The organism is Leptolyngbya sp. CALU 1928 (assembly GCF_056784215.1).
The window spans coordinates 2,288,065-2,302,362 of record NZ_JBXBCE010000001.1 but is presented as its reverse complement, the minus strand read 5'-3'; the positions used below and the strand labels follow the sequence as shown (position 1 = coordinate 2,302,362).

Below are 14,298 nucleotides of genomic sequence, written 5' to 3'. Positions count from 1 at the left end.
GCTACGTTATCTTTTGTAGCTGTCAAATGCGATCGCCCTTTTCTCCTAGAATCATTTTGTTTATCGACATCTTTTTCATTTTTAAACGCCATCTTATTCCAAACGTGCGATGAGCCAATATTTCAACAATCCGCATGAGTCTCTACTTTCCCCCTCGGACTCGGAGCCAGCATTTTATTACTTCGCCTATGGGTCTTGTATGTGCCCGGTGGATTTGCAGCGATCGCTGGGGGAATCGGTCTACTCCTGTGTGATTGGACCTGCAACCCTTAAAGACCATCGCCTCGGTTTCTATCGGCGATCGCCCAAACGGAACTGCGGCACCCTAGATGTGGTTCAAGCACCTGGTTCAATCGTGGAAGGGGTGCTGTACTACCTACCGGAGCGGTTGAGCGATTTTTTGGATGAGCGGGAGGAAGTCCCCCGGTGTGGCTATCGTCGTGAAATGGTGACAGTCGATTGCGCCCAGCAAGTTTATGCGAGTGTGCGGACTTACGTGGTGGTGGATAAGCTGGCAGAAGAGTTGGCTCCAAACGATTGGTATTTTAGTGTGGTCATGCGGGGTGCCATCACCTGCGGTTTGCCAGAACACTATTGCTGGAACTTATTTCACCACATGCACACCCTACAGAAACAAAGTTTCCCGCGATCGCCCTATGGTTTACGCTCTACTCATGGGCGCTCAATTTCTTGTGAAAACCGATAAAAATAGGACGCTCAACGATGGGATCTTGTTTAGTTTTCTAGTTAGCCGAGCGGCTTAGAGTTGCACAAGTGAAGCGAACCATTTTGGGCGCTGCGATTAAAGGAATGGTTAAAAGTAATGCTCCGATCTTTGTTTTTGTTTGTAGTGACTGGGCTGTTTGAACTTTGCGGTGGCTACCTATTTTGGCTGTGGCTGCGTGAAGGAAAAAGCGCTTGGTTAGGCGTGATTGGTGTAGTGGTGCTGACAATATATGCCATCTTGCCCACGTTGCAACCCGCAAACTTTGGGCGCATCTATGCGGCTTATAGTGGCATCTTCATCGTGCTGGCAATCCTTTGGGGCTGGATAGTCGATCGCATCGCTCCCGATAAATACGATCTACTGGGAGGCTGGATTGCACTTCTAGGCGTGTTGGTGATCATGTACGCACCCCGATCTTAGAATTCAAAGGGTCAAAATACAGTTAGAGCGCCTGCTGGGATAAATTGAGCGATCGCCAACCTGCAAAAATCAACCTCAGAACCATAAGTGTTACCTTGAATAAGGTTGATTCCAAGGATTTCATGTCTGCATCGCCCTTTGCTGCCGAACGTTTGCTGTTTGATCCCACGCCCTCCACGGCTGACGCAATTCCCATCATTTTTGCGTTTCCAAATGAGTACAGTGTTGGCATTACCAGTTTGGGTTATCAGGTGGTGTGGGCAACCCTGGCAACACGGGCTGATGTGCAAGTTAGCCGCCTATTTACAGACGCGCAGGAACCGTTGCCGTCTCAACCGGAACTGTTGGGTTTTTCCCTTTCCTGGGAACTGGATTATGTGAATGTGTTGAACTTGCTGGAATCATTACAAATCCCAGTTCGGGCGACAAATCGGGACGATACCCATCCCCTCGTGTTTGGTGGCGGTCCAGTGTTAACGGCTAATCCAGAACCCTATGCAGATTTTTTTGATGTGATTTTACTGGGTGATGGGGAACTGCTGCTGGGGGAATTTATTGAAGCCTATCAAACGGTAAGAACTTGCGATCGCGCCACTCAACTGCGCCACTTGGCTCAAGTTCCGGGTATTTATATTCCCAGCCTATACGAAGCGACCTATGCCGGGAAAAATGGCTGGATACAAGCGATCGCCTCGATCGATGCCAATATTCCTGCCCAAATTGCCAAGCAAACCTATCGCGGCAATACCCTCTCTGCCTCCACCGTAGTCACCGAGAAAGCCGCCTGGGAAAATATCTTTATGGTGGAAGTGGTGCGGAGTTGCCCAGAGATGTGCCGCTTTTGCCTTGCTAGCTATTTAACTCTGCCATTTCGGGTCGCAAGTTTAGAAGAGTCGCTGATTCCGGCGATCGCTCGTGGCTTGCAAGTTACCGATCGCCTCGGTCTGCTAGGCGCTTCCATCACCCAACATCCTGAGTTTGAAACACTGCTGGATTATTTGAACCGTCCAGAGTATGACCACGTTCGCATCAGCTTTTCCTCGGTTCGCACCAATACGGTTACGGCAAAACTGGCGCAAACCTTAGTTAAACATGACAGTCGCTCGGTGACGATCGCGGTCGAAAGTGGTTCCGAGCGAGTCCGTCAAATCGTCAATAAAAAACTGACCAATGACGAAATTATTCAAGCGGCAATCAATGCAAAAGCAGGCGGACTCAGCAGCCTGAAGCTCTACGGCATGGCAGGCATTCCCGGTGAGGAAATGGCAGACTTAGAGCAAACCGTTGAAATGATGAAGAGGATCAAAAAAGCGGCTCCCGGATTACGGTTAACCTTCGGTTGCAGTACTTTTGTACCCAAAGCCCACACGCCGTTTCAATGGTGTGGCGTGGATCGACAGGCAGAAAAACGGCTGCAATTTTTGCAAAAACAGTTGAGATCGCAAGGCATTGACTTCCGCCCTGAAAGTTATAACTGGTCAGTCATTCAAGCGCTACTGTCGCGGGGCGATCGCCGTCTCTCTTATCTGTTAGAACTCACCCGGCACTATGGCGATTCCTTGGGTAGCTATCGCCGAGCATTCAAGGAACTGCGCGGCACGTTACCCCCGATGGAATACTACGTGCATGAAAATTGGCAGCTTAATCAAGTGCTTCCCTGGCACCATTTACAAGGTCCGTTGCCCCAAGCAACATTGCAAAAACACTGGGCGATCGCGCAAGCGCTGACGGGTCAGTTCGAGGCTAACCCCTGTAACGAATCAACACCTGCAAAGGAATTGTTGAAAACACGTCTGTGATACTTCTGCTTTTCTAAAATGGTGTTACAACACACATCTTTTGCTGAAACGAGTAGGTTATTCTTACATACTAAGTAGGAATGGTCTCATATCGTCTAGAGTAAATATTTGATACCCCCTAACCCCGACTTCCAAAGGTCTTTATGGAAAGTTCCGACTCCTCACCCTTATTTGACCCTCTCTCCACTATGAAAAACTCTCCAGACTTGCTCAATTTGCCAGAGGATTCTGAGGTTTGGAAAAGCTTGAAGCAAGCAATTTCCTCTAGCTCTGGGTTTCAGCGTTGGCAGCTAGAACGCAATGCTGACAGTCAGTTGAGTAGCCTAGGACTAGATACTTTGGTTCGCCGCTATCTGCGGGAAACGTTAGAGACCTTAGCCTACTAACTGCTGAAAACCCACTATCTTGAGCTTGCGACCTTTTTCCGCCTTGAAAAAGTCCTTGTCTCAAAGCTTATGTATTTAAAAAAGCTCCTGTTCAAATGTTTGACAGGAGCTTTATTCTTGTCGTAGTAAGCGCGTTTTACATCGTTCAAGCGCCAGATCCATATTTTTGATTGTCATATGTCTGTTTGGGAAATTGATTTTTATCGCCGCCCGCTTCAAGATGAGGCGGGAAGTCCAGTGTGGGAGTTGCTCATTTGCGATCGCGAAGGCACCCTTCAGCATCTAGCTTTTTGCGCTCAATCAGAAGCCACAGCAGACTGGCTAAAACAACAACTACAGCAGCTTTTAGCAGAAGGGAACCCTAGCCCAGAAAAAATTTGTGTTTTTCGTCCCCAAACTTTTTCCTTACTGGAAATTGCCGTTCAGTCTTTAGGAATTAAGCTAGAACCCACACGCCATACTCCAACCTTAAAACGCTGGCTAAAAGCGAGATCGCTGGTTTATCCAACCTTGCCTAACTACACAGGGCAGCCCTATCAGCCAGTCACGCTAGACAAGCCCCCGCCTATGCCCATTTCTGAAAACCTCTTGGGGATTCAGTGGCGGTTTGCTTCCTTACCCGCTGGTGACTTGATCACCGCTTTTTCAGATCGCCTGATCCCTATTCTCAACATGACCCAAGAGTTTTTGCCGCTAAATTTGGGGTTGGCATCTACTGTGTTAATTTCAGGGGTGGTCATCGATGGAGGACGGCGTTCTATGCAGTTAGCCCGGTGGTTAGAAAAGATTGATCCCGTGTCGTTGAGCTATGTACCCGGCGCACCGGATGGCTTAATTTTAGAAGCAGGGTTAGTCGATCGCTGGGTAATCGCCACCTTTGATGATCCAGAAATGGAGATCGCAGCCCAAACCTACGAAGTGAGGAAGCAACTAGGCAAAGGACTTCATTTTTTGCTGATTCAACCCGATGATGCAGGAATGACCTACACTGCGTTTTGGTTGCTAAAACAAGACGTGGAAGACTGAGTTTTGTTGGCGCAGCGTTGACCTAGAAGATATTTTGAGTTTTGAGTTCACCTCTCGCCCCTCGCCCTTCATACTTTTGGTAATTCTCTAAACAAGATTTCTGGTTCTTCTAAAGCAGAATAGTCCATAAATCCTTCTTGGCAAGATTTTGAACTCGTGAAGCGAGCAAGGACTTCAGGATGAATGGGTTCGATAGTCCGGCTAGTTTGGCTAATAAAAAAGTTGAATTCAAAACTGCCCAACCGAATGCGATCGCCATCTTTGAGCAATTGCCGCTGTTGAATGCGATTGCCATTTAAAAATGAGCCGTTCATGCTGTTGAGATCAACTAGGTTAAACCCTTCTTGCAACACAAACATAATGACGGCGTGACGACGAGATAATAGGCGATCGCGCAAGGGCAACGCAGCGCCCCGATTGCGCCCCACCGTCCACACCATCTGAGGCTGAAACAGGGTTAGTGAGCCACCCAGCAAGTTAGTGATTATATAAGACTGCTGTCCTTGAACAACTCCCTGAACATAATGCTTTAAAGGCACCTCACTAGGCACGCTCAAGCCTTCAGAACTTGAATTGACAGGAGTTTGCTCCAAGTCAATCATCAATGTTTGAGCTTTTGCAAATGCCAGATCTTCCCCTTCCCCGTCGATTCCTTTAGGTAAAGAACCAGCCTCAAAAGTTTTTGGGAGAACACTTTGGGAAGCTTCGGCTATCGATCGCTCAGATGTCCCGTGAATAAGACTTTCATTTAAATGTGGCTCAGAACTCATTCCGTATTCCCCAGACATGACACAGTTGCTTTTAGTAAGATTGCTTGGCATTTTGACCAGCATTGATTGATGAAGATGGCTCAATAATCCTTAGCATGGAGCAAATTATATACTCCACCTCTAGGAGGGTGACAGGTTGGCTTTTTAGGACACCTTTTATGGAAATTGAGCTTTTGTTTTCACAAAGCTTCAAATTTGAAAGGGTGTAAATTACTTGCCTAGAGTTCCCTCAAAGCAACACTACATAACAACTATTTTAATTTAAGATAAACTTCCAGAAATCTTCTTCTGAAAATTACGCAACATCACGGAGGCTAAACCTGTGAATCATCGTTTCAGCGCCATTGTGATAAAAATACTCCAATTTTTCTAAATCAGAGTATCAAATTACACTTCAAACTGCGAGTTTCTACGACCGCGTCTTTCAAGAAGTTTAGGAGCGTACTCGATAGCGATGGCGACGCAGTAGAAAATCAGGAATGTCCATCTTGGAGCCTTTGAGAGAATCTGAATTAGAGTGATCGCCCTCTATCTCAGTCGCATCAGCGGTTGCCGCTTGAATAATGGCTAAGATCTCTGATAATTCGGCTGACGAATTCGGCAACACTTGCTCGATCAGTTCTTTGAGGCGATTGAGATAGTCGTGGCTATTATGGTAGCGATCCTTCCAATGTTGAATGGCGGTTTCATATTCGCTTGCCTGCTGAGCTTGCTTGAGGATTTGCTCCTGCATATCTGCGGTCTGCTGTTCCAATTCGGTGATGCGGGCTTGGTGGCAATCGCGAGTGTACTCAAGCTCCTGACAAAAATGCTGAAGCATGGCTTGAGTGGTCGTTTGTTTAGAGAGTTGAATTTCTAATTCTTGAATTTTACATTGCGCCGTAAACAGTTCCTTGTCTAAGGGGCTATCACTGGCAAGATGCCTCGTGGTATGAGTTTGCTGCAAGGTGTCAATCATTGTCTGCTGTTCTTGCAAGGCAATGTGGGCACGGTGCAGTTCCATTTCTAACTGTTCAATGGCTGCCTGCCGCTTCGCTAAATGCTGCCCCAGTTCCACAAGAGTGGATTGCAGTTGCTCCGGTGAGATAGTCGGGTCAGCAAGATCTACATCCAGCGAGTGAGAAAAAACGTCTAGACCTTGCTGATCTAAAGGCTTTGCTTGTAATTCGGTTAGCCTATCTAGATAGGTCTGTTGAGCTTGGGTTTCGGCGCGATCGCTATGAATTTGCAGCCACAACCGCTTGAGATTGGTTTGCTGCCCTTCTGCCAAATCTTCCAGCGAAATCAATAAGTCTTGAAACGACTGAGTTTCGCCGCCCGTTTGACTCTTATAGCCTTCCAAGGCTAGCTGCTGGTAGGCTAATCTTTGCTTTAGTTGAGTAATTGCCTGCTGCTGAATATTAGCAATTTCTTCGGTTGACGCTAATTGCGCTTCAAGAAACTGCTGATTAATCAGTTGCAGCCGTAGATCAGCCACAGAGGACACCGATTGGTCTAACGCCTGCTCTAAATCATGAATGCGTTCAACCTGCTCGTCTATCAGAGATTGCCAAGACTGTAATTTATCTTTGACAGTCTCTTGATTCGATAGTTCATCTCTTAAAGTTTCTTGATCCGGTGGGGATACTTGTTCTACAGCACGTTGCTCTATTGTGTCGCTTGACGGTGAAGCTTCGATGATAAGAGGACGTGCTAAAGACTCCGCCATTTTGGGCGTGTTAGACGGTGAAACTTCGCCAAAATCCAGCCGAAGCTGCTCAGAGACAGGCGATGCCGCGATCGCAACTCTCCGAGGCTCAATGCTTGGGCAGCCACTCTCTTTCGGCGATCTATACCTGCGATCTAAAGTTGGTTCGGTCACCTAGAACCCCCCAAAGACGTTGATTAGCCTTTTGTTATAGCCACAAAAAATCGCGATGAAACACGATTTTGGCAGGCATACAGAAATAAGCCTATTTATTTAAGATCCTGCCATTTTACTGCATTCATTCAAACTATTCTGGTTGCAAGCTCAGAAAATCTTTGGATGCTCGTTCGCTCTGTGGGGGTGTGTTCAACGACCAGCGATAGTCAATCGGTAGCTGATAGCGTTCACAGGCTTCTTCGAGCCGTTTCTGCTGAGAAATCGCTTTACGCATAGTAATAATAAGCTGCTGCACTTGGTCATGAAGACCGGGTTTTTGTTGCACTGCCACCATTGTTTGCCGTTCTAACAATTGCAAAAGTAGTTCGTAGTGGACATGAGAGGGTAAAGGGATCGGTTCCATGGGTGACTTGACTTACTGAGGTACTAAAAAATCAAACGGCGGTGAGGAATGTAAAAACCTAGATCTAAGATATTAGTGCTTATTTTAAGACGACTATCAATCGACTTTGGGTGAAGCAGTTCCAGCCTTAAGCGATCGCAATAACTCAGCCAACGCAATTCCTGGATCGGGTTGTTTCATCAATGCTTCACCGATGAGAACGGCACTGCCTCCGGCTTGACTGACTTGGTTCAAATCGGCAGCGGTGTAAATCCCCGACTCACTGACTACTAAAATCTGGCGATCGCAAATTTGCTGATTTTGTTTCGATAGCAATAGGCAAGTTGTTTGTAAGTCAACGGAGAAATCTTGCAAGTTTCGATTATTGATGCCAATCAGATCCACATCTTCCAACGCTAGAACTCGATCCAGTTCCTCCTGTGTATGGACTTCAATCAGGGCAGTCAGCCCCAGAGATCGCGCGATCTTAATGAAGTATGGCAGATCTTGATCTGACAGGATGGCAGCAATGAACAATACGGCATCGGCTCCATGAACCCGCGCATAGAACATCTGATAGGGATACAGGATAAAATCTTTGCACAGTAGGGGGAGGCTAGTTGCTGCCCGAATTGCTGCTAGATATTCAAAGCTACCCTGAAAGAATTTTGAGTCGGTTAAAACAGAGAGGCAGGTTGCGCCCCCTTGCTCATAGGCTTGGGCAATCGCCACCGGGTCAAAATCTTCTCGTATCACTCCTTTGCTAGGAGACGCTTTTTTTACTTCCGCAATCACCGCAGGCTGGGTAGTTGATTGTTGCAACGCCGCCAAAAAATTTCGCACAGGCGGAGCCGTTAACAGGCGTTTGCGAAGCTCAACAAGCGGCACCGCCTCCCGTAACTGATCAACCTCAGTTTCTTTATGCCAAACAATTTCCTCTAGGATATTTTGTGGAGCAGCATCATCTGCTTTGATTTGATAGCGTAAGTACTCTACTGCAATAGTAGGATTCGGAGGACGACGACGAATTTGCATAGAATCAGGTTTCGGGTTTCAGGGGTTAGGGAAGAGAAAACAAGGAAGGAATGATTTCACTGTCTGTAGGCGGCGACAAGCTATTCGATAGCGTACCCTACCTTGAGGTATGAAGTTGGCGGAAATCTAGATCCCGACCCCTAGCCCCTGTCCCCCGACACCTGTCCCCTGCAACCTGCCTAATGTGTTGCCACGGCTCGTTTATAGGCTTCATCTAGCACTTCTGAAAGCGTGGGATGGGCGTGAACCAAGAAGGCAAGGGTGTGAACCGATTGGCGATCGGCGATCGCGTTGGCGGCTTCCTGGATTAAATCCGAGGCATGGAGTCCAAAAATGTGAACGCCTAACAATTCGCCTGTGTCTTTCCGAAAAATCACTTTGGCAAGCCCATCGGTTTCTCCTTCCGCGATCGCCTTGGCATTCCCCTTGAAGTATGTTTTTGCTACGCCTACTTCAAACCCTTCTGCCGCTGCTTTCTCTTGGGCAGCGGGTTCTGTCATGCCCACAAAGCCAATTTCGGGATGGGTGAAAGCAGCGGCTGGAATGCTGTGATAATCCACGATGCGAGGTCGCCCAGAAATTGTTTCAACCACTGCCACTCCCTGAGCCGATGCAGTATGCGCCAGCATCATTTTGCCCGTGGCATCCCCGATCGCCCAAAGATGCGGCACTGTCTGCCCTTCTTTGACCACTGCCAAATAATCATCAATGGGGATAAAACCACGGCGATCGAGTTCAACGCCCACTGCTTCCAGTCCCAAGTCTTTGGCTTGAGGAATGCGCCCTGTGGCAATTAGACAGGCATCTACTTCCAAAATCTCTACGACTTCTTTCGTTTTAGCATCCGCCAGTTCAATCACCACGGGCGACCCTGGAATCACCCGTTTTGCTAACATGCCGACCTTCGTTTCAATATCTCGTGGCGTAATCAACACTCGCTGAGCTAGCTTTGCCACGTCTGGGTCAAATCCTGGCATCAAATAATCTAGCGCTTCGATCAGGGTGATTTCGCAGCCCAACGCTGAGTAAACATCGGCAAATTCCAGACCAATATAGCCACTGCCGACGATCGCGATCCAAGGCGGCAAGGATTCTAACCGCACTGCATCATCGCTGGTAAAAACGGTTTTCCCATCAATTTCGACACCGGGCGGCACGAAGGGCACCGATCCAGTCGCCAAAATGATATCTTTCGCGGTAACCACGCGATCGCCGGTAGGGGTGGCAACCGTCACTTTTTGAGTTGCCGTGACTCGCCCCCAGCCTTGAATGATGTCTACCCCAAGGCGTTTTAGGCTACCAGTCAGAGCTTCTCGCTGTTTGGCAACAATGGTGTTGGCGTGGTTTGCGATCGTGGCTCGGTCGAACGTTACATTTGACAGCCCAATTCCCAACGATTCCAGATGGTGCGTATCGCGCAGTTCGCGTACCTTGCCCGAAGCCGCTAGTAACGCTTTGGATGGGATACAACCCCGATTTACGCAGGTGCCGCCCATATCCCCTGCTTCTACAATGGCAGTTTTCAACCCGCAACTGACAGCATGCAGAGCCGCCCCGTGCCCACCTACACCCGCTCCAATAATCAGCAAATCGTAATCAAATGTCTCGCTCACGGTTCTCTCCTGCTCATTCTCCGTATTTTCCGTTGGATGTTACCCATCAGACAACCCTATTCGTTTTATATATGATGGATTTTGCCGCTTCATCTAAGTTTTGTCTGCTTAGGTTCACTCAGGACGTTTGCAGAGAATAGAGATATTATTGGGCAACCTAAACCTAACTTAGTTTGCAGGACGGGTGCCATGATCAGGAAAAGGGTGAATCTGACTTTCAATACTTCAGACCGCTTTGGAGCCACAACTATGGGACAGCCGCCACCTGAGCGCCAAGCCGCCGCACAAGCATTCAAAGAGTCGCTTGCACAATTAGAGCAGACGTTTGAACCTATGGAATTTAAGTCGGCTGAGTCGATGGAACAACTCCCGCTCCCAGATTCTTCAGCGATGCCGGATTCCTCTGAGCCATCCACTCAAGCGATGACCCAGTTTAGTTTGAGTAACTTTGAGGATGCGATCGCCGACTTAGAGCAATTTCTCCAACGTAATCAGTCCCAAGAAACGTTGTAGAAACTTCTGAGTGCTAGAAAGAACTGACTGATCTCTGTGCCCCGTACTATTCAAGCGTCTGTTGTCGTTTCGCTTCATAGAGTAGTAGAGCCGTCGCGATCGCCACATTTAACGATTCCACTCCAACGGCTAAAGGAATCTGAACGCTGTCGTCAGCGAGAGCAGCGAGATCGGGCGATAATCCTGCGCCCTCGTTTCCGAGCAGGAGAAGAGTAGGCTTGCAGAAATCTACGTCCCAATAGGTGCGCTCAGCAGTAGGCAGCGTGGCAACAACTTGGAACCCTTGCTGGCGATAAAGGGCGATCGCGGCTGGCAGATCGGGACTAGTTGCCATAGGCAGGCGGAACCATTGCCCCGCAGAAGCACGCAGCACTTTGGGATGATCAAGATCAACACTATCGTCACTCAGCAATAGCCCATCGGCTCCCGCTGCTGCCGCCGTCCGAATGATAGTGCCTAAGTTTCCCGGATCTTGAATCGTTTCCAGCACCAGCCCTAACTGCTGAAAGATGGGTGTAGGACTGGACGATCGCTCGACGGTGGCAATGATTCCATCTGGCTCCACTGTGGTAGCAATTGCCCGTAGCACCGCTGGACTGACGACTTCCAAGCGTTGGACGCGCTGTTCAATTTGCTGGCACAGTTCTGGATAGCGCAGTTGCCAATCGGGTGTATGACAAACCACCACTAAAGGGCGATCGGCAAGGCAAGCCGCTTCGATCAAATGCGTCCCTTCCAGGAGAAAAAGCTGCTGTTCTCGCCGCTCTTTTGCCCGGTGTAACTGCCGTATCTGCTTCACTAATGGATTTTGCAGGCTAGTTAGCATGAAGCCAGAATGATTGAAATTTAGTATTAACTTTAAGAAATGTATTGAAAATAGTTATCTATCTTCAAGAAAACTAATAAACAAAAATGGGCAACGATCAGGCTGCCCAAGACACTCTATATCAATGCGGAACCCGGGACTTGAACCCGGAAGTCTTTGCAGACACTAGAACCTGAATCTAGCGCGTCTACCAATTCCGCCAGTTCCGCTAACAACACGTATGAATCCGCGACTTCCAATCATCTAGTAATTAAAACTATCTGTCAATCACTCAGCGTGTAAACTTTTGGACAAGCAACAAAAACCGATTGCTCATAAGAAATCATCAACTGAAAAAAAACTGGGACATCTGGAACGTTTCCGGTAGAATCAAGACCGAATTTGTCACACAGTTAATCGCGGAGGACAGACCTATTACACTTTCTCCTAGCCAACCCAACGCTCATTCCCCTGCCGAAGAAAACGTTTCCATCCTAGAAATTTGGGGTGGACAGCCCCTCAGTGGACAGGTTGCCGTCAGCGGCGCTAAAAATTCGGCACTGGTGCTGATGGCAGGTGCTGTACTTTGCTCGGATGAATGCTCCCTTCGTAACGTGCCTTCTCTCGCTGATGTATCTTGCATGAGTGAGATTTTGGCGGCATTGGGGGTCAAGCTGAAGCGATCGGGAGATCGCTTAATCATCAACGCATCCACGATTGGGCAATCGAAAGCGCCCTATGAATTGGTCAGTCAGCTACGTGCCAGCTTTTTTGTAATTGGTCCATTGCTTGCCCGTTTGGGAGTTGCCCGGATTCCTTTACCCGGCGGCTGCGCGATCGGTGCCAGACCCGTTGATTTACATGTTCGGGGTTTGCAAGCCTTGGGAGCAGAGGTACAGATTGATCACGGCATTGTTTATGCCTATGTCAAAGGGGTAAACAAGCGGTTAAAAGGAGCCAAGATCTATCTCGACTATCCCAGCGTCGGCGCAACGGAAACGTTGATGATGGCGGCAACGTTGGCAGATGGAGAAACTACGATTGAAAACGCTGCCCAAGAACCTGAAGTGATCGATTTAGCCAACTTCTGTCGAGCGATGGGGGCAAAAATTCGCGGGGCTGGCACCAATACCATCACAATTTCTGGCGTGTCTCGATTACACACCGCCGACTACAGCATCATTCCAGATCGGGTTGAAGCAGGTACTTTTTTAGTGGCTGGTGCAATCACTCGTTCTGAAATTTTGGTGTCTCCCGTGATTCCCGACCATTTGACGGCGGTGATTGCCAAACTTCAGGCGATCGGCGTGCAGGTCGTCAATGAAGGCACCCACAGCGTTCGTGTGATTCCTTCCCAGAATATTCTCCCAACTGATATCGAGACATTGCCCTATCCTGGTTTCCCAACTGACATGCAGGCGCAGTTCATGGCACTGTTGACGCTGAGTGAAGGAGACAGCATCATTTCAGAAACGGTGTTTGAAAATCGTATGGGTCATGTGCCGGAATTAAGCCGTATGGGGGCAGATATCCGGATTAAGGGAAATCATGCCATTATTCGGGGGGTTCCGATGCTGTCGGGTGCCCCTGTAGTAGCGACCGATCTTCGAGCCTCGGCAGCCCTTGTGCTGGCGGGATTGGCAGCAAACGGCAAAACCACTATTCAAGGCTTGCATCACTTGGATCGGGGCTATGAGCAATTAGAGGCTAAGCTGCAAAAACTGGGCGCTCGGATGCATCGAGTTAAGTCAGATATCAAACTAGATGAGCGATCGGATGACACGGTGACAGTGCCCTCTGAGCCATCGATATTGAATCAGCCTGGATAGGAAAGTAGATTAGATTCGTTATGGGTGGAACCCAGGCGCTCCACCCATTTTGTGCATTCATGCCATCACCGTCCTTCACGCTCGTTATACTGACAGTAACGGAGGCGAACGAGTATTCCCCTTGGGAAGCACGCAACGTCGCACAGAGCACGATCGCCCCCCTTTGGTTTCACGAGCTAGCTTGTACTGTTTCTGGCATTCTTCATGGCTTTTTTCAAAACTCCTCTACTGGGTCTACGTGCCGATCACTTCCGCCACCCGCTCGATCTAGAGGCTACGGCAAACCTCAAGCAGATGCCCGGTTTAGATGGGATTGTGCGTAATTTGCTCGGTCCATTGGCGGGGCAGTTTTTTTACTTAGAAAATATTGCTTCCAGCATTTTGGTCAGTGAGCAGCAGTTGCCTGACTTACACAATTTGCTGTTAGATGCTTGCAAGATCTTGGATCTGGAGCCGCCGCAGCTTTATGTACGGCAACATCCCGCGCCAAATGCATACACCTTTGCTATGCGCGGTGAACAACCGTTTATTGTGGTGCATACGTCGTTGATCGATTTGCTAACACCCGAAGAAGTGCAGGCGGTGATTGCCCACGAATTGGGACATCTCAAGTGTGAGCATGGTGTGTATTTGACTCTGGCAAATATCTTGGTTCTTGCGGCGGGTCAGCTTCCTTGGGGCGCTGGCGCGGCAGTTGCCCAGAGCTTGCAAGCTCAGATGATGGAGTGGGTTCGCTGTGCAGAGTTTAGCTGCGATCGCGCCGCACTATTGGCAACCCAAAATCCCAGAGTCGTAGCTTCAGTGCTGATGAAATTGGCAGGCGGTTCTCCAACCTTGGCGAGTCAGCTTAATTTAGATGCTTTTCTGGCTCAAGCACGAGCCTACGACGATATCAGCAAGGATCAACTGGGCGAACTGCTGAAGCAGTCAATGACCGCTCAACTAAGTCATCCAGTGCCCGTGTTGAGGGCGCGAGAAATTGATCGCTGGGGCAGCAGCCAAACCTATCAATCACTGCTGCACAATCGCCCGGCTCAATCGAGTCAACAGTCGAGTGAACAGGCTCAAGCGAAAGGTGGCTGGCGCAACTGGTAAGGAGTTCAATCAGCCAGGGATGACTGCAACCGAA

Annotated in this window: 14 protein-coding genes and 1 tRNA gene; 8 read left to right on the top strand and 7 right to left on the bottom strand. The window is 48.7% G+C overall.

The genetic code is table 11. The features are described from left to right. Nucleotides 1-109 precede the first annotated feature (109 nt). The 5 genes from AC1S5B_RS10685 to AC1S5B_RS10665 all read left to right on the top strand — a co-directional run bounded on the left by AC1S5B_RS10685 (nt 110) and on the right by AC1S5B_RS10665 (nt 4,358). The gene (locus AC1S5B_RS10685; protein ID WP_482035660.1) at nt 110-706 is read left to right on the top strand and encodes a gamma-glutamylcyclotransferase; all 597 of its coding nucleotides are present in this window, start codon (nt 110-112) and stop codon (nt 704-706) included. A gap of 117 nt (nt 707-823) precedes the next feature. Beyond that, on the top strand, nt 824-1,147 hold the full coding sequence (locus tag AC1S5B_RS10680; protein WP_482035659.1) for a YnfA family protein: 324 nt from the start codon (nt 824-826) through the stop codon (nt 1,145-1,147). Nucleotides 1,148-1,269: 122 nt separating this feature from the next. After that, nucleotides 1,270-2,946 (top strand): B12-binding domain-containing radical SAM protein, encoded by a 1,677-nt coding sequence (locus AC1S5B_RS10675; RefSeq protein WP_482035658.1) that lies wholly within the window; start codon nt 1,270-1,272, stop codon nt 2,944-2,946. A 188-nt stretch (nt 2,947-3,134) separates the two neighbouring features. Further along, nucleotides 3,135-3,332, top strand: a complete 198-nt coding sequence (locus AC1S5B_RS10670; protein WP_482035657.1) for a hypothetical protein — start codon at nt 3,135-3,137, stop codon at nt 3,330-3,332. Nucleotides 3,333-3,509: 177 nt separating this feature from the next. Continuing rightward, on the top strand, nt 3,510-4,358 hold the full coding sequence (locus tag AC1S5B_RS10665) for a Tab2 family RNA-binding protein (RefSeq protein WP_482035656.1): 849 nt from the start codon (nt 3,510-3,512) through the stop codon (nt 4,356-4,358). A gap of 68 nt (nt 4,359-4,426) precedes the next feature. Here AC1S5B_RS10665 and AC1S5B_RS10660 read toward each other — a convergent pair whose 3' ends face one another. The 5 genes from AC1S5B_RS10660 to lpdA form a co-directional block, all read right to left on the bottom strand. After that, nucleotides 4,427-5,128, bottom strand: a complete 702-nt coding sequence (locus tag AC1S5B_RS10660; RefSeq protein ID WP_482035655.1) for an FHA domain-containing protein — start codon at nt 5,126-5,128, stop codon at nt 4,427-4,429. A gap of 433 nt (nt 5,129-5,561) precedes the next feature. Further along, nucleotides 5,562-6,989: a hypothetical protein gene (locus tag AC1S5B_RS10655; protein ID WP_482035654.1), complete on the bottom strand. Its 1,428-nt coding sequence runs from the start codon at nt 6,987-6,989 to the stop codon at nt 5,562-5,564. A gap of 133 nt (nt 6,990-7,122) precedes the next feature. Next, nucleotides 7,123-7,395 carry a DUF5340 domain-containing protein gene (locus AC1S5B_RS10650; protein WP_482035653.1) on the bottom strand — a complete coding sequence of 91 codons (273 nt, stop codon included), beginning with the start codon at nt 7,393-7,395 and terminating at the stop codon, nt 7,123-7,125. Between the two features lie 96 nt (nt 7,396-7,491). Beyond that, nucleotides 7,492-8,409 carry an indole-3-glycerol phosphate synthase TrpC gene (trpC, locus tag AC1S5B_RS10645; RefSeq protein WP_482035652.1) on the bottom strand — a complete coding sequence of 306 codons (918 nt, stop codon included), beginning with the start codon at nt 8,407-8,409 and terminating at the stop codon, nt 7,492-7,494. A 179-nt stretch (nt 8,410-8,588) separates the two neighbouring features. Then, nucleotides 8,589-10,022, bottom strand: coding sequence for a dihydrolipoyl dehydrogenase (lpdA, locus tag AC1S5B_RS10640; RefSeq protein WP_482035651.1), 1,434 nt, complete (start codon nt 10,020-10,022; stop codon nt 8,589-8,591). A gap of 249 nt (nt 10,023-10,271) precedes the next feature. Between lpdA and AC1S5B_RS10635 the strand changes: the two genes are divergently transcribed. Next, nucleotides 10,272-10,535 (top strand): hypothetical protein, encoded by a 264-nt coding sequence (locus AC1S5B_RS10635; RefSeq protein ID WP_482035650.1) that lies wholly within the window; start codon nt 10,272-10,274, stop codon nt 10,533-10,535. Between the two features lie 46 nt (nt 10,536-10,581). Here the strand turns inward: AC1S5B_RS10635 and AC1S5B_RS10630 are convergent, their stop codons facing one another. Next, nucleotides 10,582-11,361: a TrmH family RNA methyltransferase gene (locus AC1S5B_RS10630; protein WP_482035649.1), complete on the bottom strand. Its 780-nt coding sequence runs from the start codon at nt 11,359-11,361 to the stop codon at nt 10,582-10,584. 125 nt (nt 11,362-11,486) lie between these two features. Next, nucleotides 11,487-11,570 (bottom strand) — tRNA-Leu (locus AC1S5B_RS10625). A 99-nt stretch (nt 11,571-11,669) separates the two neighbouring features. Here AC1S5B_RS10625 and murA point away from each other — a divergent pair. Both murA and AC1S5B_RS10615 read left to right on the top strand, forming a co-directional pair. Then, on the top strand, nt 11,670-13,169 hold the full coding sequence (murA, locus tag AC1S5B_RS10620) for a UDP-N-acetylglucosamine 1-carboxyvinyltransferase (protein WP_482035648.1): 1,500 nt from the start codon (nt 11,670-11,672) through the stop codon (nt 13,167-13,169). A 204-nt stretch (nt 13,170-13,373) separates the two neighbouring features. Beyond that, nucleotides 13,374-14,264, top strand: coding sequence for a M48 family metallopeptidase (locus tag AC1S5B_RS10615; protein ID WP_482035647.1), 891 nt, complete (start codon nt 13,374-13,376; stop codon nt 14,262-14,264). Nucleotides 14,265-14,298 lie beyond the last annotated feature (34 nt).